20 protein-coding genes are annotated in these 21,070 nt (G+C 49.0%); 15 read left to right on the top strand and 5 right to left on the bottom strand.

All coding sequences use genetic code 11. The features are described 5' to 3' along the window. Positions 1-91: 91 nt before the first annotated feature. The 10 genes from msrB to ACJHW7_RS09205 all read left to right on the top strand — a co-directional run bounded on the left by msrB (position 92) and on the right by ACJHW7_RS09205 (position 9,901). Complete coding sequence (gene msrB, locus ACJHW7_RS09250; protein WP_001284618.1) at positions 92-505, top strand: peptide-methionine (R)-S-oxide reductase MsrB; 414 nt, start codon at positions 92-94, stop codon at positions 503-505. A gap of 41 nt (positions 506-546) precedes the next feature. Beyond that, the gene (locus ACJHW7_RS09245; protein ID WP_001046791.1) at positions 547-819 is read left to right on the top strand and encodes a YeaC family protein; all 273 of its coding nucleotides are present in this window, start codon (positions 547-549) and stop codon (positions 817-819) included. A 369-nt stretch (positions 820-1,188) separates the two neighbouring features. Next, a complete protein-coding gene (locus ACJHW7_RS09240; RefSeq protein WP_000645221.1) occupies positions 1,189-2,265 on the top strand; it encodes a zinc-binding dehydrogenase in 1,077 nt (358 codons plus the stop codon). A 26-nt stretch (positions 2,266-2,291) separates the two neighbouring features. Further along, positions 2,292-3,671, top strand: coding sequence for an MFS transporter (locus ACJHW7_RS09235; RefSeq protein WP_000435292.1), 1,380 nt, complete (start codon positions 2,292-2,294; stop codon positions 3,669-3,671). Between the two features lie 16 nt (positions 3,672-3,687). Further along, a complete protein-coding gene (locus tag ACJHW7_RS09230) occupies positions 3,688-4,731 on the top strand; it encodes an NAD(P)-dependent alcohol dehydrogenase (protein WP_000798120.1) in 1,044 nt (347 codons plus the stop codon). Positions 4,732-4,751: 20 nt separating this feature from the next. Beyond that, positions 4,752-5,588 (top strand): ketose-bisphosphate aldolase, encoded by an 837-nt coding sequence (locus tag ACJHW7_RS09225; protein WP_021556885.1) that lies wholly within the window; start codon positions 4,752-4,754, stop codon positions 5,586-5,588. Positions 5,589-5,592: 4 nt separating this feature from the next. Next, positions 5,593-6,540: a sugar kinase gene (locus ACJHW7_RS09220; RefSeq protein WP_072847810.1), complete on the top strand. Its 948-nt coding sequence runs from the start codon at positions 5,593-5,595 to the stop codon at positions 6,538-6,540. Positions 6,541-6,549: 9 nt separating this feature from the next. Further along, positions 6,550-7,530 (top strand): NADH-dependent methylglyoxal reductase, encoded by a 981-nt coding sequence (gene ydjG / locus ACJHW7_RS09215; protein WP_000723731.1) that lies wholly within the window; start codon positions 6,550-6,552, stop codon positions 7,528-7,530. Positions 7,531-7,666: 136 nt separating this feature from the next. Further along, the gene (locus ACJHW7_RS09210; RefSeq protein WP_000719088.1) at positions 7,667-8,425 is read left to right on the top strand and encodes a DeoR/GlpR family DNA-binding transcription regulator; all 759 of its coding nucleotides are present in this window, start codon (positions 7,667-7,669) and stop codon (positions 8,423-8,425) included. 117 nt (positions 8,426-8,542) lie between these two features. After that, positions 8,543-9,901, top strand: a complete 1,359-nt coding sequence (locus tag ACJHW7_RS09205; RefSeq protein WP_000438810.1) for an MFS transporter — start codon at positions 8,543-8,545, stop codon at positions 9,899-9,901. Between the two features lie 92 nt (positions 9,902-9,993). On the opposite strand, the gene pncA is transcribed toward ACJHW7_RS09205, so the two are convergent. From pncA to sppA, 3 genes are all read right to left on the bottom strand, one after another. Then, the gene (gene pncA / locus ACJHW7_RS09200) at positions 9,994-10,635 is read right to left on the bottom strand and encodes a bifunctional nicotinamidase/pyrazinamidase (protein ID WP_001135075.1); all 642 of its coding nucleotides are present in this window, start codon (positions 10,633-10,635) and stop codon (positions 9,994-9,996) included. A 10-nt stretch (positions 10,636-10,645) separates the two neighbouring features. Beyond that, positions 10,646-11,662 (bottom strand): asparaginase, encoded by a 1,017-nt coding sequence (ansA, locus tag ACJHW7_RS09195; RefSeq protein ID WP_001170162.1) that lies wholly within the window; start codon positions 11,660-11,662, stop codon positions 10,646-10,648. Between the two features lie 153 nt (positions 11,663-11,815). Beyond that, positions 11,816-13,672, bottom strand: a complete 1,857-nt coding sequence (gene sppA, locus ACJHW7_RS09190; RefSeq protein ID WP_021556883.1) for a signal peptide peptidase SppA — start codon at positions 13,670-13,672, stop codon at positions 11,816-11,818. 160 nt (positions 13,673-13,832) lie between these two features. Between sppA and ACJHW7_RS09185 the strand changes: the two genes are divergently transcribed. From ACJHW7_RS09185 to ACJHW7_RS09170, 4 genes are all read left to right on the top strand, one after another. Further along, the gene (locus ACJHW7_RS09185) at positions 13,833-14,384 is read left to right on the top strand and encodes an NAD(P)H nitroreductase (RefSeq protein WP_000339283.1); all 552 of its coding nucleotides are present in this window, start codon (positions 13,833-13,835) and stop codon (positions 14,382-14,384) included. Positions 14,385-14,500: 116 nt separating this feature from the next. Beyond that, the gene (selD, locus tag ACJHW7_RS09180; RefSeq protein WP_001298241.1) at positions 14,501-15,544 is read left to right on the top strand and encodes a selenide, water dikinase SelD; all 1,044 of its coding nucleotides are present in this window, start codon (positions 14,501-14,503) and stop codon (positions 15,542-15,544) included. A gap of 4 nt (positions 15,545-15,548) precedes the next feature. Then, positions 15,549-17,510 (top strand): DNA topoisomerase III, encoded by a 1,962-nt coding sequence (gene topB / locus ACJHW7_RS09175; protein WP_021556882.1) that lies wholly within the window; start codon positions 15,549-15,551, stop codon positions 17,508-17,510. Positions 17,511-17,636: 126 nt separating this feature from the next. Continuing rightward, the gene (locus ACJHW7_RS09170) at positions 17,637-18,677 is read left to right on the top strand and encodes a DUF1266 domain-containing protein (RefSeq protein ID WP_021556881.1); all 1,041 of its coding nucleotides are present in this window, start codon (positions 17,637-17,639) and stop codon (positions 18,675-18,677) included. A gap of 116 nt (positions 18,678-18,793) precedes the next feature. On the opposite strand, the gene gdhA is transcribed toward ACJHW7_RS09170, so the two are convergent. After that, positions 18,794-20,137 carry an NADP-specific glutamate dehydrogenase gene (gdhA, locus tag ACJHW7_RS09165; protein WP_000373043.1) on the bottom strand — a complete coding sequence of 448 codons (1,344 nt, stop codon included), beginning with the start codon at positions 20,135-20,137 and terminating at the stop codon, positions 18,794-18,796. Between the two features lie 235 nt (positions 20,138-20,372). Between gdhA and ACJHW7_RS09160 the strand changes: the two genes are divergently transcribed. Next, positions 20,373-20,645, top strand: a complete 273-nt coding sequence (locus tag ACJHW7_RS09160; protein ID WP_000085233.1) for a YnjH family protein — start codon at positions 20,373-20,375, stop codon at positions 20,643-20,645. Here ACJHW7_RS09160 and nudG read toward each other — a convergent pair. Further along, complete coding sequence (gene nudG, locus ACJHW7_RS09155) at positions 20,611-21,018, bottom strand: CTP pyrophosphohydrolase (protein ID WP_000781877.1); 408 nt, start codon at positions 21,016-21,018, stop codon at positions 20,611-20,613. The genes ACJHW7_RS09160 and nudG overlap by 35 nt on opposite strands. Between the last annotated feature and the right edge of the window lie 52 nt (positions 21,019-21,070).

Raw genomic sequence — 21,070 nt, 5'->3', positions numbered from 1 at the left:
CAAGTTTAGGACAAAATTTTGCCAGTTGGTGTTAATGTTTTGTTAGAATCAGTCACGTAATGTGAGCACGATTAAAGTGAGATGTGAGCAAATGGCTAATAAACCTTCGGCAGAAGAACTGAAAAAAAATTTGTCCGAGATGCAGTTTTACGTGACGCAGAATCATGGGACAGAGCCGCCATTTACGGGTCGTTTACTGCATAACAAGCGTGACGGCGTATATCACTGTTTGATCTGCGATGCCCCGCTGTTTCATTCCCAAACCAAGTATGATTCCGGCTGTGGCTGGCCCAGTTTCTACGAACCGGTGAGTGAAGAATCCATTCGTTATATCAAAGACTTGTCACATGGAATGCAGCGCATAGAAATTCGTTGCGGTAACTGTGATGCCCATCTGGGGCATGTCTTCCCCGACGGGCCGCAGCCAACGGGCGAACGTTATTGTGTTAACTCTGCTTCTTTACGCTTCACTGATGGCGAAAACGGCGAAGAAATCAATGGTTGAAAAAACGATTCAGCAACTTATTCCACAGGAGCGGAAAAATTATGAATCTTGATGACATTATCAACAGCATGACGCCTGAGGTATACCAGCGTTTGTCGACCGCCGTTGAACTGGGGAAATGGCCTGATGGCGTTGCGTTGACCGAGGAACAAAAAGAGAACTGCCTGCAACTGGTGATGCTGTGGCAAGCCCGCAATAATACCGAAGCACAGCATATGACAATTGACACAAATGGTCAGATGGTCATGAAGAGCAAACAACAGTTAAAAGAAGATTTTGGTATCTCAGCAAAGCCTATTGCCATGTTTAAGTAAGTGGTTTGTCCCCTTTTTGCCGCGGTTATAAAGGGGATAGCCAACAATAACCCCACGACTCATCTCAATTATCTCGTCACGACCAGGCAAAGCCCCAGCCCGGTCTCTTGCCGTCGCGTTCACGCCTGAATGACTTCTCCTGAACTTAAGTCTCAGACCTATTTGGCCGGTAATCCCTCTCAAATTTGCTCCTTTTGCGTTCAGCCTTCCATCAACCTGTAACAGAACCAGCCATTTTCTGCGTAATTGTGATCTGAGTTGTAAAACGCAGATCATTATCTGTGTTTTACAGATTTAATGTTGACCTCAAAAATCATGTGGGTAAGTATGATGACCATCTAAGCAAAACAAAACACAGAGGATGACGCAATGAAAGCACTGGCTCGGTTTGGCAAAGCCTTTGGCGGCTACAAGATGATTGATGTCCCACAACCCATGTGTGGCCCGGAAGATGTAGTGATTGAAATTAAAGCCGCGGCAATCTGCGGCGCAGACATGAAGCACTACAATGTCGATAGCGGTTCTGATGAGTTTAACTCTATCCGCGGCCATGAGTTCGCAGGTTGTATTGCGCAGGTTGGTGAAAAAGTCAAAGACTGGAAAGTGGGGCAACGCGTCGTATCGGATAACAGCGGTCACGTTTGCGGCGTTTGTCCGGCCTGTGAACAAGGTGATTTTCTGTGTTGTACAGAAAAAGTAAACCTTGGTCTGGATAATAATACCTGGGGCGGTGGTTTTTCCAAATATTGTCTGGTTCCTGGTGAAATTCTCAAAATTCATCGTCATGCGTTGTGGGAAATCCCTGATGGTGTTGATTATGAGGACGCAGCCGTACTTGACCCTATCTGTAATGCCTACAAATCCATCGCGCAGCAATCGAAATTCCTTCCTGGTCAGGATGTGGTCGTCATCGGCACTGGCCCACTCGGGCTGTTCTCCGTACAAATGGCGCGAATTATGGGGGCGGTAAATATCGTCGTCGTTGGTCTGCAAGAAGATGTGGCGGTCCGCTTCCCGGTTGCAAAAGAACTGGGTGCGACGGCAGTAGTAAATGGTTCTACCGAAGATGTGGTGGCGCGCTGCCAGCAAATTTGTGGCAAAGACAATCTGGGACTGGTGATTGAATGCTCCGGTGCCAATATCGCACTGAAACAAGCCATCGAAATGCTCCGCCCGAACGGGGAAGTGGTACGCGTTGGAATGGGCTTCAAACCTCTTGATTTCTCGATTAATGACATTACCGCCTGGAACAAAAGCATCATTGGGCATATGGCCTATGACTCCACCTCATGGCGTAACGCTATCAGGCTATTAGCCAGCGGCGCTATCAAAGTCAAACCGATGATCACGCATCGTATCGGCCTGTCGCAATGGCGCGAAGGGTTTGATGCGATGGTCGATAAAACCGCAATCAAAGTGATCATGACTTACGACTTTGATGAATAACCACTCTCCTGAAGGAACGTTATCGCATGGAACAGATAACAAAACCGCATTGTGGTGCACGGCTGGATCGCTTACCGGATTGCCGCTGGCATTCATCAATGTTTGCCATCGTCGCGTTTGGCTTGCTTGTCTGCTGGAGTAATGCCGTTGGTGGCTTGATCCTCGCGCAGCTGAAAGCGTTGGGCTGGACAGATAATTCCACCACAGCCACATTCTCAGCAATCACGACCGCCGGAATGTTTCTCGGTGCGCTGGTGGGCGGCATCATTGGCGACAAAACCGGTCGCAGAAATGCGTTCATCCTCTATGAGGCCATTCATATTGCCTCGATGGTTGTCGGTGCTTTCTCACCGAATATGGATTTCCTTATTGCCTGCCGTTTTGTGATGGGAGTTGGGCTGGGAGCTTTACTGGTTACGCTGTTTGCTGGTTTCACCGAATATATGCCCGGTAGAAATCGTGGAACGTGGTCAAGTCGGGTTTCCTTTATTGGCAACTGGTCATATCCGCTCTGTTCATTGATAGCGATGGGACTCACGCCGCTGATTAGTGCAGAGTGGAACTGGCGGGTACAACTGCTTATCCCTGCAATATTGTCGCTTATCGCTACGGCGCTGGCCTGGCGCTACTTTCCTGAATCCCCGCGCTGGCTGGAATCGCGCGGACGGTATCAGGAAGCCGAGAAAGTCATGCGGAGTATAGAAGAAGGCGTCATACGCCAGACAGGTAAACCTTTGCCGCCCGTGGTTATTGCTGATGACGGTAAAGCACCACAAGCGGTGCCATATTCAGCCTTACTGACAGGAGTATTACTGAAACGCGTGATATTAGGCTCTTGTGTGCTGATTGCCATGAACGTTGTGCAGTACACACTAATTAACTGGTTGCCAACGATATTCATGACCCAGGGGATTAATTTAAAAGACTCGATTGTTTTAAATACCATGAGTATGTTTGGCGCGCCATTTGGCATTTTTATTGCCATGCTGGTGATGGATAAAATTCCGCGTAAAACAATGGGTGTGGGGCTATTAATCCTGATTGCGGTGCTCGGATATATCTATTCACTGCAAACCAGCATGTTGCTCATAACGTTGATTGGTTTCTTCCTGATTACTTTCGTCTATATGTACGTTTGCTATGCCTCGGCAGTGTATGTCCCTGAGATCTGGCCGACAGAGGCCAAACTCCGTGGCTCCGGTCTGGCGAATGCGGTAGGGCGAATCAGTGGTATTGCCGCACCTTATGCCGTTGCAGTGCTGCTCAGTAGTTATGGCGTTACGGGAGTCTTTATTCTTCTGGGGGCGGTTTCAATTATTGTCGCAATTGCTATCGCCACCATTGGAATCGAAACCAAAGGTGTCTCCGTTGAAAGTTTAAGTATTGATGCAGTAGCCAATAAATAATACGGGTGGATTCAAAATGAAAAATTCAAAAGCAATATTGCAGGTGCCGGGCACAATGAAAATTATTTCAGCAGAAATACCAGTGCCTAAAGAAGATGAAGTTTTGATTAAAGTAGAATATGTCGGTATTTGTGGTTCAGATGTACATGGTTTTGAATCAGGTCCGTTTATTCCGCCTAAAGACCCAAATCAAGAAATTGGCCTGGGTCATGAATGCGCCGGGACGGTTGTGGCTGTGGGAAGCCGCGTGCGCAAATTTAAACCGGGGGATCGGGTAAATATCGAACCTGGCGTTCCTTGCGGTCACTGTCGTTACTGTCTGGAAGGCAAATATAACATCTGCCCGGACGTTGATTTTATGGCGACACAACCCAACTACCGCGGCGCATTAACGCACTATCTGTGTCATCCGGAGAGCTTTACTTACAAACTGCCCGACAATATGGACACGATGGAAGGGGCGCTGGTGGAGCCTGCCGCAGTCGGGATGCATGCCGCGATGCTGGCAGATGTTAAACCGGGTAAGAAGATAATTATTCTGGGAGCGGGTTGTATTGGTTTGATGACGTTGCAAGCGTGCAAATGCCTGGGAGCAACGGAAATTGCCGTCGTTGATGTGCTGGAAAAACGTCTGACAATGGCGGAACAGCTTGGTGCGACAGTGGTTATTAACGGCGCAAAAGAAGACACTATTGCACGCTGTCAGCAATTTACCGAAGACATGGGCGCAGATATTGTTTTCGAAACAGCGGGTTCTGCGGTCACCGTTAAACAGGCACCTTATCTGGTAATGCGCGGCGGTAAAATTATGATTGTTGGTACTGTACCCGGCGATTCGGCAATCAATTTCCTCAAAATCAATCGCGAAGTCACTATCCAGACGGTATTCCGCTATGCCAATCGTTATCCGGTCACGATTGAAGCTATTTCTTCAGGGCGATTCGATGTGAAATCGATGGTGACACATATTTACGATTACCGTGATGTACAACAGGCATTTGAAGAGTCGGTTAACAACAAACGCGACATTATTAAAGGCGTTATTAAGATTAGCGATTAATTAATACGGGAGAACAGAACATGCTCGCAGATATCAGATATTGGGAAAACGATGCCACAAATAAACGTTATGCTATTGCCCATTTTAATGTATGGAATGCAGAAATGTTGATGGGCGTTATCGACGCAGCCGAAGAAGCGAAATCACCGGTTATTATTTCTTTTGGCACAGGTTTTGTCGGCAACACCTCATTTGAAGATTTCTCTCACATGATGGTATCAATGGCACAAAAAGCAACGGTGCCGGTAATAACTCATTGGGATCATGGTCGGAGTATGGAGATTATTCATAACGCCTGGGCTCATGGTATGAATTCATTAATGCGTGATGCTTCCGCATTTGATTTCGAAGAAAATATTCGCTTAACCAAAGAGGCTGTCGATTTCTTCCATCCGCTGGGTATTCCGGTAGAGGCGGAATTAGGGCATGTCGGTAATGAAACCGTTTATGAGGAAGCGCTGGCGGGCTATCACTATACCGATCCTGACCAGGCGGCTGAATTTGTTGAACGTACGGGCTGTGACTCATTGGCTGTCGCCATCGGCAACCAGCATGGGGTTTATACGTCAGAGCCACAATTGAACTTTGAGGTCGTCAAACGCGTACGCGATGCCGTGTCTGTTCCGCTGGTTTTGCATGGCGCATCGGGGATCAGTGATGCCGACATTAAAACTGCAATTTCGTTGGGTATCGCGAAAATCAACATCCATACGGAGCTCTGTCAGGCCGCAATGGTCGCAGTGAAAGAAAACCAGGATCAGCCTTTCCTGCATTTAGAACGTGAAGTACGTAAAGCTGTAAAAGAACGGGCATTGGAAAAAATTAAACTGTTCGGTTCTGATGGCAAAGCGGAATAATGATATGGATAATCTCGACGTTATTTGTATAGGTGCCGCTATTGTTGATATTCCATTGCAACCGGTCAGTAAAAATATCTTTGATGTGGATTCTTATCCTCTTGAAAGAATCGCAATGACCACCGGGGGTGATGCAATAAATGAAGCAACAATTATTTCTCGTCTGGGCCATCGTACAGCATTAATGAGGCGTGTTGGTAAAGATGCCGCAGGACAATTTATTCTCGACCATTGCCGCAAAGAGAATATTGATATTCAAAGCCTGAAACAGGACGTCAGCATAGATACCTCTATTAATGTTGGACTGGTGACGGAGGATGGCGAGCGGACGTTTGTCACAAACCGTAACGGCAGTCTGTGGAAATTGAATATTGACGATGTTGATTTTGCTCGGTTTTCCCAGGCAAAATTATTATCACTGGCCAGTATTTTCAACAGTCCACTATTGGATGGTAAAGCGCTAACAGAAATTTTTACGCAAGCTAAAGCCCGGCAGATGATTATCTGTGCCGATATGATCAAACCGCGGTTGAATGAAACGCTGGATGATATTTGCGAAGCATTGAGTTATGTCGATTATCTGTTTCCTAATTATGCCGAGGCAAAATTACTCACCGGGAAAGAGACACTGGATGAAATTGCTGACTGCTTTCTTGCGTGCGGCGTAAAAACGGTGGTGATTAAAACGGGTAAAGACGGCTGCTTTATCAAGCGTGGTGACATGACGATGAAGGTGCCGGCGGTCGCAGGAATAACCGCCATCGACACCATTGGCGCGGGCGATAACTTTGCTTCAGGTTTTATTGCGGCACTGTTAGAAGGCAAAAATCTGCGTGAATGCGCACGCTTTGCCAATGCAACGGCGGCTATCTCGGTTCTAAGCGTCGGTGCCACCACCGGCGTAAAAAACAGAAAGCTGGTCGAACAATTGCTGGAAGAATACGAAGGATAATGAAGGCAAATGAAAAAGATACCTTTAGGCACAACGGATATTACGCTTTCGCGAATGGGGTTGGGGACATGGGCCATTGGCGGCGGTCCTGCATGGAATGGCGATCTCGATCGGCAAATATGTATTGATACGATTCTTGAAGCCCATCGTTGCGGCATTAATCTGATTGATACTGCACCAGGATATAATTTTGGCAATAGTGAAGTTATCGTCGGTCAGGCGTTAAAAAAACTGCCCCGTGAACAGGTTGTAGTAGAAACCAAATGCGGCATTGTCTGGGAACGAAAAGGAAGTTTATTCAACAAAGTTGGCGATCGGCAGTTGTATAAAAACCTTTCCCCGGAATCTATCCGCGAAGAGGTAGAAGCCAGCTTGCAACGTCTGGGTATTGATTACATCGATATCTACATGACGCACTGGCAGTCGGTGCCGCCATTTTATACGCCGATCGCTGAAACTGTCGCAGTGCTTAATGAGTTAAAGGCTGAAGGGAAAATTCGCGCTATAGGCGCTGCTAACGTCGATGCCGACCATATCCGCGAGTATCTGCAATATGGTGAACTGGATATTATTCAGGCGAAATACAGTATCCTCGACCGGGCAATGGAAAACGAACTGCTGCCGCTATGTCGTGATAATGGCATTGTGGTTCAGGTTTATTCCCCGCTAGAGCAGGGATTGTTGACCGGCACCATCACTCGTGATTACGTTCCGGGCGGCGCTCGGGCAAATAAAGTCTGGTTCCAGCGTGAAAACATGCTGAAAGTGATTGATATGCTTGAACAGTGGCAGCCACTTTGTGCTCGATATCAGTGCACAATTCCCACTCTGGCACTGGCGTGGATATTAAAACAGAGTGATTTAATCTCCATTCTTAGTGGGGCTACTGCACCGGAACAGGTACGCGAAAATGTCGCAGCACTGAATATCAACTTATCGGATGCAGACGCAACATTGATGAGGGAAATGGCAGAGGCCCTGGAGCGTTAAATACTCAACACGATTCACCTCTGTTTCTGTGAAAACTGTGATGAAAATCTGTGATTCAAACAGGTTATTTTGAAAGTAAACATCGGTTATGCGATAATCGCGCTAATGTGATGTAAAAAGATACAGGGGTGTAATCGTGGCGGCAAAAGACAGGATTCAGGCAATTAAGCAAATGGTTGCCAACGATAAAAAGGTGACAGTCTCAAATTTGAGTGGGATTTTTCAGGTAACCGAAGAAACCATTCGCCGCGATCTTGAGAAGCTGGAAGATGAAGGCTTTTTGACCAGAACCTATGGTGGTGCTGTTTTAAATACAGCGATGTTGACGGAGAATATCCATTTTTATAAGCGCGCTTCATCGTTTTATGAAGAGAAGCAGCTTATTGCACGCAAGGCACTACCCTTTATCGACAATAAAACCACCATGGCAGCCGATTCCAGTAGTACCGTAATGGAATTGCTCAAATTGTTACAGGACCGTAGTGACCTGACGTTGCTAACCAACTCGGCGGAAGCGATTCATGTTCTGGCTCAGTCAGAAATTAAAGTCGTTTCAACGGGTGGGGAACTAAACAAAAATACACTTTCACTGCAAGGAAGAATTACTAAAGAGATCATCAGCCGCTACCATGTCGATATCATGGTAATGAGTTGTAAAGGTCTTGATATTAACAGCGGCGCGCTGGACTCTAATGAAGCGGAAGCTGAAATCAAAAAGACAATGATCCGTCAGGCGACAGAAGTTGCGTTATTGGTTGATCACTCTAAGTTTGATCGCAAAGCTTTTGTCCAGTTAGCTGACTTTAGTCATATTAATTACATAATAACTGATAAATCACCGGGTGCAGAGTGGATAGCATTTTGCAAAGACAATAATATCCAGCTGGTGTGGTAATTTAAGCACACGTTGTCAATATTATTTGTTCCTGCGCCTGGAAATAAAATGATGATAAAGATGCGGCAAGTGAATTTGCCGCAATTGCTACCTTTTTTAGCAAATCCGAGGCACCCAATGGAACAATATGATCAAATTGGCGCAAGACTGGACCGCTTGCCTTTGGCCCGGTTTCATTATCGTATATTTGGTATTATAAGCTTTAGTCTGTTATTAACAGGGTTTTTGAGTTACTCCGGTAATGTCGTCTTAGCAAAGCTGGTAAGCAATGGATGGTCAAATAATTTCCTCAATGCCGCCTTTACCTCGGCATTAATGTTTGGTTATTTCATCGGCTCTCTTACCGGTGGGTTCATCGGTGATTACTTTGGGCGGCGCAGGGCGTTTCGCATAAATCTTCTCATCGTCGGTATTGCTGCAACAGGGGCCGCTTTTGTCCCTGATATGTACTGGCTCATCTTCTTTCGCTTCCTGATGGGAACAGGAATGGGGGCGCTGATTATGGTTGGCTATGCCTCATTTACGGAGTTTATCCCCGCGACGGTGCGTGGAAAATGGTCCGCGCGGCTCTCATTTGTTGGTAACTGGTCGCCCATGCTGTCTGCGGCGATAGGTGTGGTGGTTATCGCTTTTTTTAGTTGGCGGATAATGTTTCTGCTGGGTGGTATTGGCATACTGTTAGCCTGGTTTCTTTCAGGTAAATACTTTATTGAGTCGCCACGATGGCTGGCAGGGAAAGGGCAAATCGCAGGTGCAGAAAGCCAACTTCGTGAAGTAGAGCAGCAAATTGAAAGAGAGAAGAGTATTCGTTTACCCCCGCTTACTTCGTATCAGAGCAACAGCAAGGTTAAAGTAATCAAGGGTACTTTCTGGCTCCTGTTTAAAGGTGAAATGTTACGACGTACATTAGTCGCGATTACTGTTTTAATTGCAATGAACATTTCGCTTTATACCATCACCGTATGGATACCGACCATATTTGTTAACTCCGGCATTGATGTCGATAAATCAATATTAATGACCGCTGTTATTATGATTGGCGCTCCGGTAGGAATATTTATTGCGGCATTAATTATTGATCATTTTCCTCGTCGGTTATTTGGCTCCACCTTACTTATTATTATTGCCGTGTTAGGCTATATCTATTCAATTCAGACTACAGAGTGGGCGATTTTAATCTATGGCCTGGTGATGATATTCTTTTTATACATGTATGTTTGCTTCGCGTCGGCGGTTTATATCCCGGAGCTTTGGCCAACGCATTTACGCCTGCGCGGTTCGGGTTTCGTTAATGCCGTCGGACGGATCGTCGCAGTCTTCACGCCCTATGGCGTTGCGGCATTATTAACACATTATGGGTCGATCACGGTGTTTATGGTACTTGGTGTCATGTTATTGCTCTGTGCGCTGGTTCTCTCCATTTTTGGCATCGAAACGCGAAAGGTGTCGTTGGAAGAGATTTCTGAGGTGAATTAAATCTTTCGTTGATGGCATCAATTGCCAGATGTGCCACTGACGTGTTTTATTTGGCCTACAATGCCAGTACAGAATTGTAGGCCAGCGTAAAATTACCCCTGCGTCTCTTCCCAGTCTGCCAGCGTATATAGCGTTGCCCCAGCTGCTGACATCTCCATAAACGCGTGCGCACTGTCCTGGGGCTGGATATTCACGCCACGACAACCATCGGTAATCACGTTTACCTTATAACCTAACTGTAACGCGTCCAGCACGGTAAACTTCACGCAATAGTCAGTAGCCAGGCCCATAACGATCAATTCATCGATTTCATGATCGCGTAACCAGTCATCGAGAGAGGTTTTCTGCCGACGGCCGTTATCAAAAAAGGCACTGTAACTGTCAACTAAAGGATTTTCGCCTTTATGGAACACCGCTGCGATCGCTTTTTGGTTCAGTAACGGATGTAATTGTGCGCCTTCACTGTTCTGCACACAGTGATCTGGCCAGAAGGTTTGTGGCAAACCGTCGAGTTGGCCTGGCGTATAAGGCTCTACACCGTGCTGGCTGGCAAAACTGCCGTGATTCGCCGGGTGCCAGTCCTGACTGGCGATAACCGCTTCACCGCGCGACTGGCACCAGTCAATCAGGCGGTTAGCGACATCCACCGTACTGTCACCTTCCGGCACGGCGAGCGCGCCACCAGCACAGAAATCATTTTGTAAATCGACCAGTAACAGGGCGCGAGGGGGCATTGCAGTCTCCTTAATCATCTGGCGTCAGTTCGCCGCGCAGGTTTTGGCTCATGGCCTTGCGAATGGTTTCAGTATCCAGTTCCTGGCTAAGCAGGTAATGCAGTTTGGTTAGCGTGGCTTCTACAGTCATATCTGCACCGCCAATAACGCCAGCATGGGCGAGGGCGTTACCGGTGGCATAACCACCCATATTCACTTTACCGGACATACATTGTGTCAGGTTGACCACCACAATACCGCGATCGCTGGCTTCTTGTAATTCCTGCAGGAAGGCTTTGTTTTGTGGCGCATTACCCACGCCATATGAGCGCAGAATCAATGCTTTCACCGGTTGGCGCAGAAAATTGCGCACGACGTCAGCAGAAATCCCTGGATAAATCGTCACTACGCCAATTGGTTGTGGGGTGATTGGATGAACGATTAATTCCCCTTCACCGTGCGGGGCGGGTGGCGTATTCAAACGACGAATATGGATACCTGCTTCCAGTAACGGAGGAAGGTTTGGAGAGGCAAACGCATCAAAACCATCGGCATGGGCTTTGGTAGTGCGGTTGCCGCGATACAATCGGTTATTGAAAAAGAGCGTTACTTCGTTGATCGGATAATTCGCCGCAACGTACAACGCATTCAGCAGATTAATTTGTCCGTCAGAGCGTAACTCAGCCAGCGGGATTTGTGACCCTGTCACAATGACCGGTTTACCGAGATTTTCGAGCATGAACGACAGCGCAGAGGCGGTATATGCCATCGTATCGGTGCCGTGCAGAATGACAAAACCATCATAGTCGTCATAGTGCGCTTTAATATCTTCAGCAATATGCTGCCAGTCTTCCGGCGTCATGTCTGAAGAATCCATCAGCGGCGTATATTCATGAATGGTGAAATCTGGCATCTCCGGACGATGGAATTCCGGCATCAGCGCCAGTTGGCGTTGTAGATGACCTGACACCGGTATATAACCCTGCTCGGAACGCTGCATCCCGATGGTCCCGCCCGTGTAGGCGACGTAAATTGATTTCTTTTGCATGATATTGATATGAATGATATCGAAAGAGCAAAAGTATATACGTGAGGCAGGGGGAGCGCACCTGATACTATGCGGATAAGGAAATATGGGGCGAGACAGCGGGAAGAGGATTAAAAATATGGCCGACGATCTGTCGGCCACTCAGTACAAGACTTAACGCACGTTGGCGCAGGTCAGGCAAAACGCATAACGGTTTTGTGGGTCGTTAAACGCCGCCAGCTTGTCGCTTTCACTTTTAACGGTAGAGGCTACCGAGGCCAGCGGTGCAGGTAACATGGCCTGGAACGCATCTGGCAACATTGCCCGGACAGAACCAGACATGTTGTCCATCACTTTGTCGAAGAAGGTCGGTTCATCAACGTAGTATTCCAGATGCCACTGTTTCACTTTTGCCAGCTCTGCTGCTTTGGCAACCGCATCATCGAAATCCCCGAGACTATCGACCAGCCCGTTAGCTTTTGCGTCCTGACCGGTCCAGACGTGGCCCTGGGCGATTTTATCAATCTGCTCCGGCGTCGAATGACGCGCATCAGCAACCAGCGTGATAAAGCGTTTATAGCCATTCTCAATGCTTAACTGCATCATCTGCTGCGCTTCCGGCGGCAGTGCCTTGGTGATAGAAACATCCGCCAGCGGTGAAGTTGAGACACCATCAGTATGAACACCAATCGAATCCAGACTATTTTCTACGGTGGTGATCACGCCGAAGATACCGATAGAACCGGTCAGGGTGCTGGGGTTAGCCACAATGTAATTAGCTGGCGTGGAAATCCAGTAACCACCAGATGCCGCCATGCCGCCCATCGATACAACCACAGGCTTACCCGCTGCCCGGGCTGCTGCCAGTTCAGCGCGAATCACTTCAGACGCGGTAACGCTGCCGCCTGGGCTATTAACACGCAGGACAATCGCTTTCACTTTCGGGTCAAGGCGAGCGTCGCGGATTTGTGCCGCAGTGGTATCACCGCCAACATTCCCCTGAGTTTCCTCGCCATCCATAATTGCGCCATTAGCGAAGACGACACCGATGCTGTCACCGGTATCTGCCGGCGTTTTCAATGCGTAATCGTAATAACTGATGGCGCGATAATTTTTATCAGCCTTGCTCCAGCCAAACTCTTTGGTCAGGGCTTTTTCAATTTCGGCATTCGTTGCCAGCGCGTCGACCAGTTTGTTTTCCAGCGCGTACTTCGCAGTATCGCCACCCGTTTTGGTTAAGCCAGCCAGTAGCCCTTGCGCCCCAGGGAATACCTGCTGAGCAGGGATCTGCCGGTTAGCGGCAACAGTATTCAGATAGTTTTGCCACAGCTCACCAATCCAGCGGCTGTCAGCTTCGCGGGCTGCCGGTGACATATCATCACGAATAAATGGTTCAACGGCAGATTTATACGTACCCACACGGAACACATGGGTGGAAACTTTCAGCTTATCCAGCAACGATTTGTAGTACAGACCGTTGGTAGCAAAACCGTGCAGATCAACCACGCCTTGCGGTGACAGCCAAATTTTATTGGCGAAACTGGCGAGATAATATTGCCCCTGGCTGTAGTTCTCGCCAACGGCATAAACCGGTTTCCCGCTGTCACGAAACTCTTTCAGGGCTTTGCCGATGTACTGCATAGACGGCTGGTCGCCGCCTGCGAAGTTTTTCAGATCCATCACGATACCGGTGATATTGCGGTCGTCCTTCGCCTGGCGAATGGTGTTGACGATATCAAACAGTGAGTTTTCCTGCAGACGATCGGAACTGGCACCAAGTAGTTGGCGGCTTAATTTACTAAACCGCTGAGAACTGTCGGGTTTATCGACGATCACACCAGAAATGTCCAGCAGCAGTGCACAACGACTGGCCGTTTCTTTCGAATCACCACCACTGACCTGCATCCAGATCCCCACACCAACCAGCACGAGAAAAATAAAGAACAGGTTAAGTACCATTTCACGGACGAAATTCAGCAGACGCCACGTCCATTTAAAAAATCCGGCAATAAATCGCCAAAGGGTTCGCATGTATTCTCCCAACTTAAGGTCACACCTGTCACAGGCGCAATAGATGTGGTTATCGTAATGACCCAACCGACACTTGTCAGCAGGAATTGCGGACTGTGCTGTAACAAAATCCACTCTCGTGTTAATTTTGTGAATAAATATCATGACAGGAGTTAATCAAATGGATGCACTCGAACTATTGATCAATCGCCGTAGCGCCTCCCGCCTGGCTGAACCCGCGCCAACGGGTGAACAACTGCAAAACATCCTGCGTGCGGGTATGCGTGCGCCGGACCATAAGTCCATGCAACCGTGGCATTTTTTTGTGATTGAAGGGGAAGGGCGCGAGCGTTTCAGCGCCGTACTGGAGCAGGGGGCGATTGCTGCCGGTAGTGATGACAAAGCCATCGACAAAGCGCGTAATGCGCCGTTCCGCGCACCGCTCATCATCACGGTGGTGGCGAAATGCGAAGAAAATCATAAAGTCCCGCGCTGGGAACAGGAAATGTCTGCCGGATGCGCGGTCATGGCGATGCAAATGGCAGCCGTTGCCCAGGGTTTTGGCGGCATCTGGCGCAGTGGCGCATTAACTGAAAGCCCGGTAGTGCGTGAAGCATTCGGTTGCCGTGAGCAGGATAAAATTGTCGGTTTTCTCTACCTCGGTACGCCGCAGTTGAAAGCATCTACGTCGATAAACGTCCCGGACCCGACGCCGTTTGTGACTTATTTCTGATAATTGTCGCGAAACTGTCTGGATTGTGAGCAAAGGCGCAGGAATTCAGACACTCTCACTTATCACTTCACGGAATGAGGGTTACCATACCCGGATTGCATTGACAGGAGATGTCCATGAGCGAGAACTCGATTCGTTTGACCCAATACAGCCACGGAGCTGGTTGCGGCTGTAAAATTTCCCCAAAAGTGTTGGAAACCATCCTGCACAGTGAGCAGGCGAAGTTTGTTGATCCGAATTTGCTTGTGGGTAATGAAACCCGCGACGATGCGGCGGTGTACGATCTGGGCAATGGCACCAGCGTTATCAGTACTACCGACTTCTTTATGCCGATCGTTGATAATCCTTTCGATTTTGGCCGCATTGCGGCGACTAACGCCATCAGCGATATCTTCGCGATGGGGGGCAAACCGATTATGGCGATTGCGATCCTCGGCTGGCCGATTAACAAACTTTCCCCAGAAATTGCCCGCGAAGTAACCGAAGGTGGACGCTATGCATGCCGTCAGGCGGGTATTGCGCTGGCTGGCGGTCACTCCATCGATGCGCCGGAGCCGATTTTTGGTCTGGCGGTAACGGGGATCGTACCGACCGAGCGGGTGAAGAAAAACAGTACCGCACAAGCCGGATGCAAACTGTTCCTGACGAAACCGCTGGGGATCGGCGTTCTTACCACGGCTGAGAAAAAATCACTGCTGAAACCAGAACATCAGGGACTGGCGACGGAAGTGATGTGCCGGATGAACATCGCAGGCGCGTCCTTTGCCAACATTGAAGGCGTAAAAGCGATGACCGACGTAACGGGCTTTGGCCTGCTGGGCCATTTGAGCGAAATGTGTCAGGGCGCAGGTGTGCAGGCGCGTGTTGACTATGACGCGATCCCGAAATTGCCGGGGGTTGAAGAGTACATTAAGTTGGGTGCAGTGCCTGGCGGCACCGAACGTAACTTTGCCAGCTACGGTCATCTGATGGGTGAAATGCCGCGTGAAGTGCGCGATTTGCTGTGCGATCCGCAAACTTCTGGCGGTTTGCTGCTGGCGGTCATGCCGGAAGCAGAAAATGAGGTTAAAGCTACAGCCGCCGAGTTTGGCATTGAACTGACGGCGATTGGCGAACTGGTGCCAGCGCGCGGCGGTCGTGCCATGGTTGAGATCCGTTAATTCAATGCGGTTGTTTATTGCCGAAAAACCGAGTCTGGCGCGCGCCATTGCTGATGTCCTGCCCAAACCGCACCGTAAAGGCGATGGCTTTATCGAGTGCGGTAATGGTCAGGTGGTGACCTGGTGTATCGGTCACCTGCTTGAGCAGGCGCAGCCAGACGCCTACGACAGCCGCTATGCGCGCTGGAATCTTGCGGATTTGCCGATTGTCCCGGAAAAGTGGCAATTACAGCCCCGACCCTCCGTGACCAAACAACTTAACGTCATCAAACGGTACCTGCATGAAGCCAGCGAAATCGTTCACGCCGGGGACCCGGATCGCGAAGGGCAACTGCTGGTGGATGAAGTGCTGGACTATCTACAACTGGCACCGGAAAAGCGCCAGCAGGTGCAGCGTTGCTTGATAAACGACCTGAACCCGCAGGCGGTTGAGCGGGCGATCGACCGTCTTCGTTCCAACAGTGAGTTTGTACCGCTGTGCGTTTCTGCGCTGGCGCGAGCGCGTGCCGACTGGCTGTACGGCATCAATATGACCCGTGCGTATACCATTCTCGGTCGCAATGCCGGTTATCAGGGCGTACTTTCTGTGGGACGCGTGCAGACGCCCGTGCTTGGGCTGGTGGTGCGCCGCGATGAAGAGATTGAAAACTTCGTGGCGAAAGACTTCTTTGAAGTCAAAGCACATATCGTGACACCTGCCGATGAGCGGTTTACCGCTATCTGGCAACCGAGCGAAGCGTGTGAACCGTACCAGGATGAAGAAGGGCGCTTGTTACATCGTCCACTGGCAGAACATGTGGTTAACCGCATTAGTGGTCAACCGGCTATTGTCACCAGCTATAACGATAAACGGGAATCAGAATCCGCGCCGCTGCCGTTTTCGCTTTCGGCGTTGCAGATTGAAGCGGCAAAACGTTTTGGTCTGAGTGCGCAGAACGTGCTTGATATCTGCCAGAAGCTGTACGAAACGCACAAGCTAATCACTTATCCGCGTTCCGATTGTCGCTATTTGCCAGAAGAACATTTTGCCGGACGCCACGCGGTGATGAATGCCATCAGCGTTCATGCACCAGATCTGTTGCCGCAGCCAGTGGTAGATCCAGATATACGCAACCGCTGTTGGGATGACAAAATGGTCGATGCGCACCACGCCATCATCCCGACCGCACGGAGTTCTGCGATCAACCTGACGGAGAACGAAGCGAAGGTCTATAACCTTATTGCCCGTCAGTACTTGATGCAGTTCTGCCCGGATGCGGTGTTCCGCAAGTGTGTTATCGAACTGGACATTGCCAAAGGCAAATTTGTCGCTAAAGCGCGTTTTCTTGCTGAAGCAGGTTGGCGCGCGCTGTTAGGCAGCAAAGAGCGCGATGAAGAAAACGACGGCACGCCACTGCCTGTGGTGGCGAAAGGCGATGAGTTGCTGTGTGAAAAAGGTGAAGTGGTAGAGCGGCAAACCCAGCCGCCTCGCCATTTTACCGATGCAACACTGCTTTCGGCGATGACCGGGATCGCGCGCTTTGTGCAGGACAAAGATCTGAAAAAGATCCTTCGTGCGACCGATGGCCTGGGGACAGAAGCAACGCGTGCCGGGATTATTGAACTGTTGTTCAAGCGTGGTTTCCTGACCAAAAAAGGGCGCTATATCCACTCTACCGACGCCGGAAAAGCGCTATTCCATTCGCTGCCGGAGATGGCTACGCGACCGGACATGACCGCGCACTGGGAATCAGTGCTGACGCAAATCAGCGAAAAGCAGTGTCGCTATCAGGACTTTATGCAGCCGCTGGTGGGGACGCTATATCAGCTTATTGATCAAGCCAAACGTACTCCGGTGCGGCAGTTTCGCGGCATTGTGGCTCCGGGCAGTGGTGGCAGTGCTGATAAGAAAAAGGCTGCACCGCGTAAACGTAGTGCGAAAAAAAGTCCGCCAGCAGATGAAGCCGGAAGCGGGGCGATAGCGTAAGCGAGCGAATCTTTCGTGCTATTCGAGTCATATTCTGAAATATCCAGCGGATCAAGAAAATTCGTTGGATATTTTTTTGCATGGATAAAATTATCGCCTCTAAAGTATGTAATAACAGGGAATGTGATGAAAAAAGTTTTATTACAAAACCATCCTGGGAGCGAGAAGTATTCTTTTAATGGCTGGGAAATATTTAATAGTAATTTTGAACGGATGATTAAAGAAAATAAGGCCATGCTGCTTTGTAAGTGGGGAGGTTATTTAACATGTGTTGTCGCTGTAATGTTTGTATTCGCAGCGATAACATCCAACGGTTTGAATGAAAGAGGCCTGATTACTGCGGGATGCTCTTTTCTTTATCTATTAATTATGATGGGGCTTATTGTTCGGGCCGGTTTTAAAGCAAAAAAAGAACAACTGCATTATTATCAGGCTAAAGGTATTGAGCCGCTCAGTATCGAGAAGTTACAGGCGCTACAATTGATCGCACCTTATCGATTCTATCATAAGCAATGGTCTGAAACGCTGGAGTTCTGGCCGCGAAAGCCTGAACCTGGCAAAGATACCTTCCAATATCATGTGCTTCCTTTTGACTCGATCAATATCATTAGTAAAAGACGCGAGTCTTTAGAGGATCAATGGGGTATCGAAGATAGCGAAAGTTATTGTGCCTTAATGGAGCATTTTCTTTCTGGCGACCATGGAGCCAATACCTTTAAAGCAAACATGGAGGAAGCCCCAGAGCAGGTTATCGCCTTGTTGAATAAATTTGCTGTTTTTCCCTCAGATTATATCTCTGATTGCGCTAATAATCGCTCCGGTAAATCCTCGGCGAAGCTAATATGGGCGGCGGAATTATCATGGATGATCTCGATATCAAGCACAGCTTTTCAAAACGGGACAATTGAAGAAGAACTGGCCTGGCATTATATAATGCTTGCTTCTCGAAAGGCGCACGAGTTGTTCGAAAGCGAAGAAGATGATCAAAAAAATAGTCTAATGGGATTTCTTTACTGGCATATCTGCTGCTATCGCAGAAAGTTAACGGATGCTGAACTTGAAGCGTGTTATCGTTACGACAAGCAGTTTTGGGAGCACTACAGTAAGAAATGCCGTTGGCCCATAAGAAATGTTCCCTGGGGAGCATCATCCGTTAAATACTCATAAACGCCTGAAATTTTGCCGGGGGCGCTGCGCTTGCCCGGCCTACATTAGAGCGTAACTGCAATGAATTGTGCCCATTTGTAGGCCTGATAAGCGTAGCGCCATCAGGCATTTACAACTTAAATCACACCCTGCGCCAGCATCGCATCGGCAACCTTCACAAAACCGGCAATGTTCGCGCCCTGCACGTAGTTGGTTTGCTCACCTTCACCACCATGCTCAACACAGGCATGGTGGATATCCAGCATGATGTGATGCAAACGTGCGTCAACTTTCTCGGCTTTCCAGCCCAGGCGCGCAGCGTTTTGTGCCATTTCCAGGCCTGACGTTGCTACACCGCCAGCATTAGCCGCTTTACCCGGTGCAAACAGTACGCCTGCCTGCTGGAACAGTTCAGTCGCTTCGATGGTGGTCGGCATATTTGCCCCTTCGGCGACGGCTTTAACGCCATTGGCGATAAGCTGATGCGCGGCGTCAACATCCAGTTCGTTCTGGGTAGCGCAAGGCAGGGCGATATCAACCGGTACAGACCACGGCTGTTGGCCTTCGAGATAGACCAGACCAAATTCTTTGGCGTAATCTGCCACTCGACCATCGCGGCTGGCTTTGATTTCGATAAGACGTGCCAGTTTCTCTTTCGTGAATCCGCTTTCATCAACTACAGTGCCGCTGGAGTCTGACGCAGTGATCACACGAGCACCAAATTCCATCGCTTTTTCGATAGCGTACTGGGCGACGTTGCCGGAGCCAGAAACGGAAACGCGCATCCCTTCAAAACCCATACCGTGGCGTTTTAGCATTGCTTCTGTGAAATAAACCAGACCGTAGCCGGTAGCTTCCGGGCGAATAAGACTGCCGCCAAATGAAAGGCCCTTACCGGTGAAGACGCAGGCGGTATTGTTGGAGAGCTTTTTCATCATCCCCGCCATAAAGCCGACTTCACGACCACCAACCCCGATATCACCTGCCGGAACGTCGGTATCCGCGCCCAGGTGGCGATACAGTTCAGTCATCAGCGCCTGGCAAAAACGCATCACTTCACCTTCGCTTTTTCCTTTCGGATCGAAATCGCTGCCGCCTTTACCACCGCCCATCGGCAGAGTAGTCAGGGCATTTTTGAAGGTTTGTTCAAAGCCGAGGAATTTGAGAATGGAAAGGTTAACTGACGGATGGAAGCGCATACCGCCTTTGTACGGGCCGATGGCAGAGCTGAACTGCACACGCCATGCACGGTTGACCTGTACCTGATTGCGATCATCAACCCATACCACGCGAAACTGGATCACGCGCTCCGGTTCAACCAGACGCTCCAGTAATGACATCTGGCGATATTTTGGATTTTGTTCAAGAAAAGGCCAGAGTGTGGTCATTACTTCACGAACGGCTTGCGCGAACTCGGTTTGATTCGGGTCGCGCTTTTGGACATGGTTGAGGAATGACTCCAGAGAATATGTCTGATCCATAGATATAAAACCCTTATATATTAATACGATTGTGCTTATGTTGTTTATGTGATGTGCTTTTGCAGTTTTCGACTATACCATCAAGAATGTGACGGTAAGCAAGAAAAAAATGACCCAGGAAAGCAAATTAATAACGAGAGTAATCTCATAACCAAATGCGATAACTCAGACGCTAAAGTTTTGCCACCCGGCTACCGTTATCAGTAGCAGAGACAATAACGTTAAGGAGTTCCCTGTGAGTCGAGCATTGTTCGCCGTAGTATTAGCATTTCCATTAATTGCACTGGCTAACCCGCATTATCGTCCGGACGTGGAGGTAAACGTACCGCCAGAAGTGTTCAGTTCAGGCGGGCAGTCAGCGCAGCCCTGTACTCAGTGCTGCGTTTATCAGGATAAAAATTATTCTGAAGGGGCGGTAATTAAAGCCGAAGGAATACTGCTGCAATGCCAGCGGGATGACAAAACCCTTAGCACTAATCCGCTGGTCTGGCGGCGCGTAAAGCCATAAACGCCTCTAATAATGGAATGTCAGCAGGAGCCAGCGGATATTGCAGCGCCTCTTCAGGTGAGCACCAGACCAGCGCCTGATGTTCATGTGCCTGTAACGTCCCGTGGAAGTCGGGTACGTGCCAGGCATGAAGATGGATAATCCGCCCCGAAACTTCTCGCTGATGGCTGGCAACATACTCACCCACAGTTGCTTCGATGCCCAATTCTTCGTTTAACTCACGCACCAGCGCCTGCTGCTGGCTTTCATCCAGCTCGACTTTACCACCGGCAAACTCCCATAATCCCGCCTGATCGCTCTGGGCGGGGCGTTGCGCGAGTAAAATTTTGCCATCACGTTCAATGATGGCGGCAACAACTTCAATCATTTTCATAAATTACACACGGGCAGATAAGCGAAAAATGCCATAATATCCGCACTGTTGC

Source organism: Escherichia sp. WS1152 (assembly GCF_046487665.1).
In the GTDB taxonomy this organism is placed as follows: Bacteria; Pseudomonadota; Gammaproteobacteria; order Enterobacterales; family Enterobacteriaceae; genus Escherichia; species Escherichia coli.
The sequence above is the reverse complement of the archived record's forward strand: the minus strand, read 5'-3'. Positions and strand labels throughout refer to the sequence as shown.

Bases quoted from the DNA above. Each gene is read 5' to 3' on its own strand.
- msrB (WP_001284618.1), top strand. From the start codon at position 92: ATGGCTAATAAACCTTCGGCAGAAGAACTGAAAAAAAATTTGTCCGAG.
- ACJHW7_RS09245 (WP_001046791.1), top strand. From the start codon at position 547: ATGAATCTTGATGACATTATCAACAGCATGACGCCTGAGGTATACCAG.
- ACJHW7_RS09240 (WP_000645221.1), top strand. From the start codon at position 1,189: ATGAAAGCACTGGCTCGGTTTGGCAAAGCCTTTGGCGGCTACAAGATG.
- ACJHW7_RS09235 (WP_000435292.1), top strand. From the start codon at position 2,292: ATGGAACAGATAACAAAACCGCATTGTGGTGCACGGCTGGATCGCTTA.
- ACJHW7_RS09230 (WP_000798120.1), top strand. From the start codon at position 3,688: ATGAAAAATTCAAAAGCAATATTGCAGGTGCCGGGCACAATGAAAATT.
- ACJHW7_RS09225 (WP_021556885.1), top strand. From the start codon at position 4,752: ATGCTCGCAGATATCAGATATTGGGAAAACGATGCCACAAATAAACGT.
- ACJHW7_RS09220 (WP_072847810.1), top strand. From the start codon at position 5,593: ATGGATAATCTCGACGTTATTTGTATAGGTGCCGCTATTGTTGATATT.
- ydjG (WP_000723731.1), top strand. From the start codon at position 6,550: ATGAAAAAGATACCTTTAGGCACAACGGATATTACGCTTTCGCGAATG.
- ACJHW7_RS09205 (WP_000438810.1), top strand. From the start codon at position 8,543: ATGGAACAATATGATCAAATTGGCGCAAGACTGGACCGCTTGCCTTTG.
- pncA (WP_001135075.1), bottom strand. From the start codon at position 10,635: ATGCCCCCTCGCGCCCTGTTACTGGTCGATTTACAAAATGATTTCTGT.
- ansA (WP_001170162.1), bottom strand. From the start codon at position 11,662: ATGCAAAAGAAATCAATTTACGTCGCCTACACGGGCGGGACCATCGGG.
- sppA (WP_021556883.1), bottom strand. From the start codon at position 13,672: ATGCGAACCCTTTGGCGATTTATTGCCGGATTTTTTAAATGGACGTGG.
- ACJHW7_RS09185 (WP_000339283.1), top strand. From the start codon at position 13,833: ATGGATGCACTCGAACTATTGATCAATCGCCGTAGCGCCTCCCGCCTG.
- selD (WP_001298241.1), top strand. From the start codon at position 14,501: ATGAGCGAGAACTCGATTCGTTTGACCCAATACAGCCACGGAGCTGGT.
- topB (WP_021556882.1), top strand. From the start codon at position 15,549: ATGCGGTTGTTTATTGCCGAAAAACCGAGTCTGGCGCGCGCCATTGCT.
- ACJHW7_RS09170 (WP_021556881.1), top strand. From the start codon at position 17,637: ATGAAAAAAGTTTTATTACAAAACCATCCTGGGAGCGAGAAGTATTCT.
- gdhA (WP_000373043.1), bottom strand. From the start codon at position 20,137: ATGGATCAGACATATTCTCTGGAGTCATTCCTCAACCATGTCCAAAAG.
- nudG (WP_000781877.1), bottom strand. From the start codon at position 21,018: ATGAAAATGATTGAAGTTGTTGCCGCCATCATTGAACGTGATGGCAAA.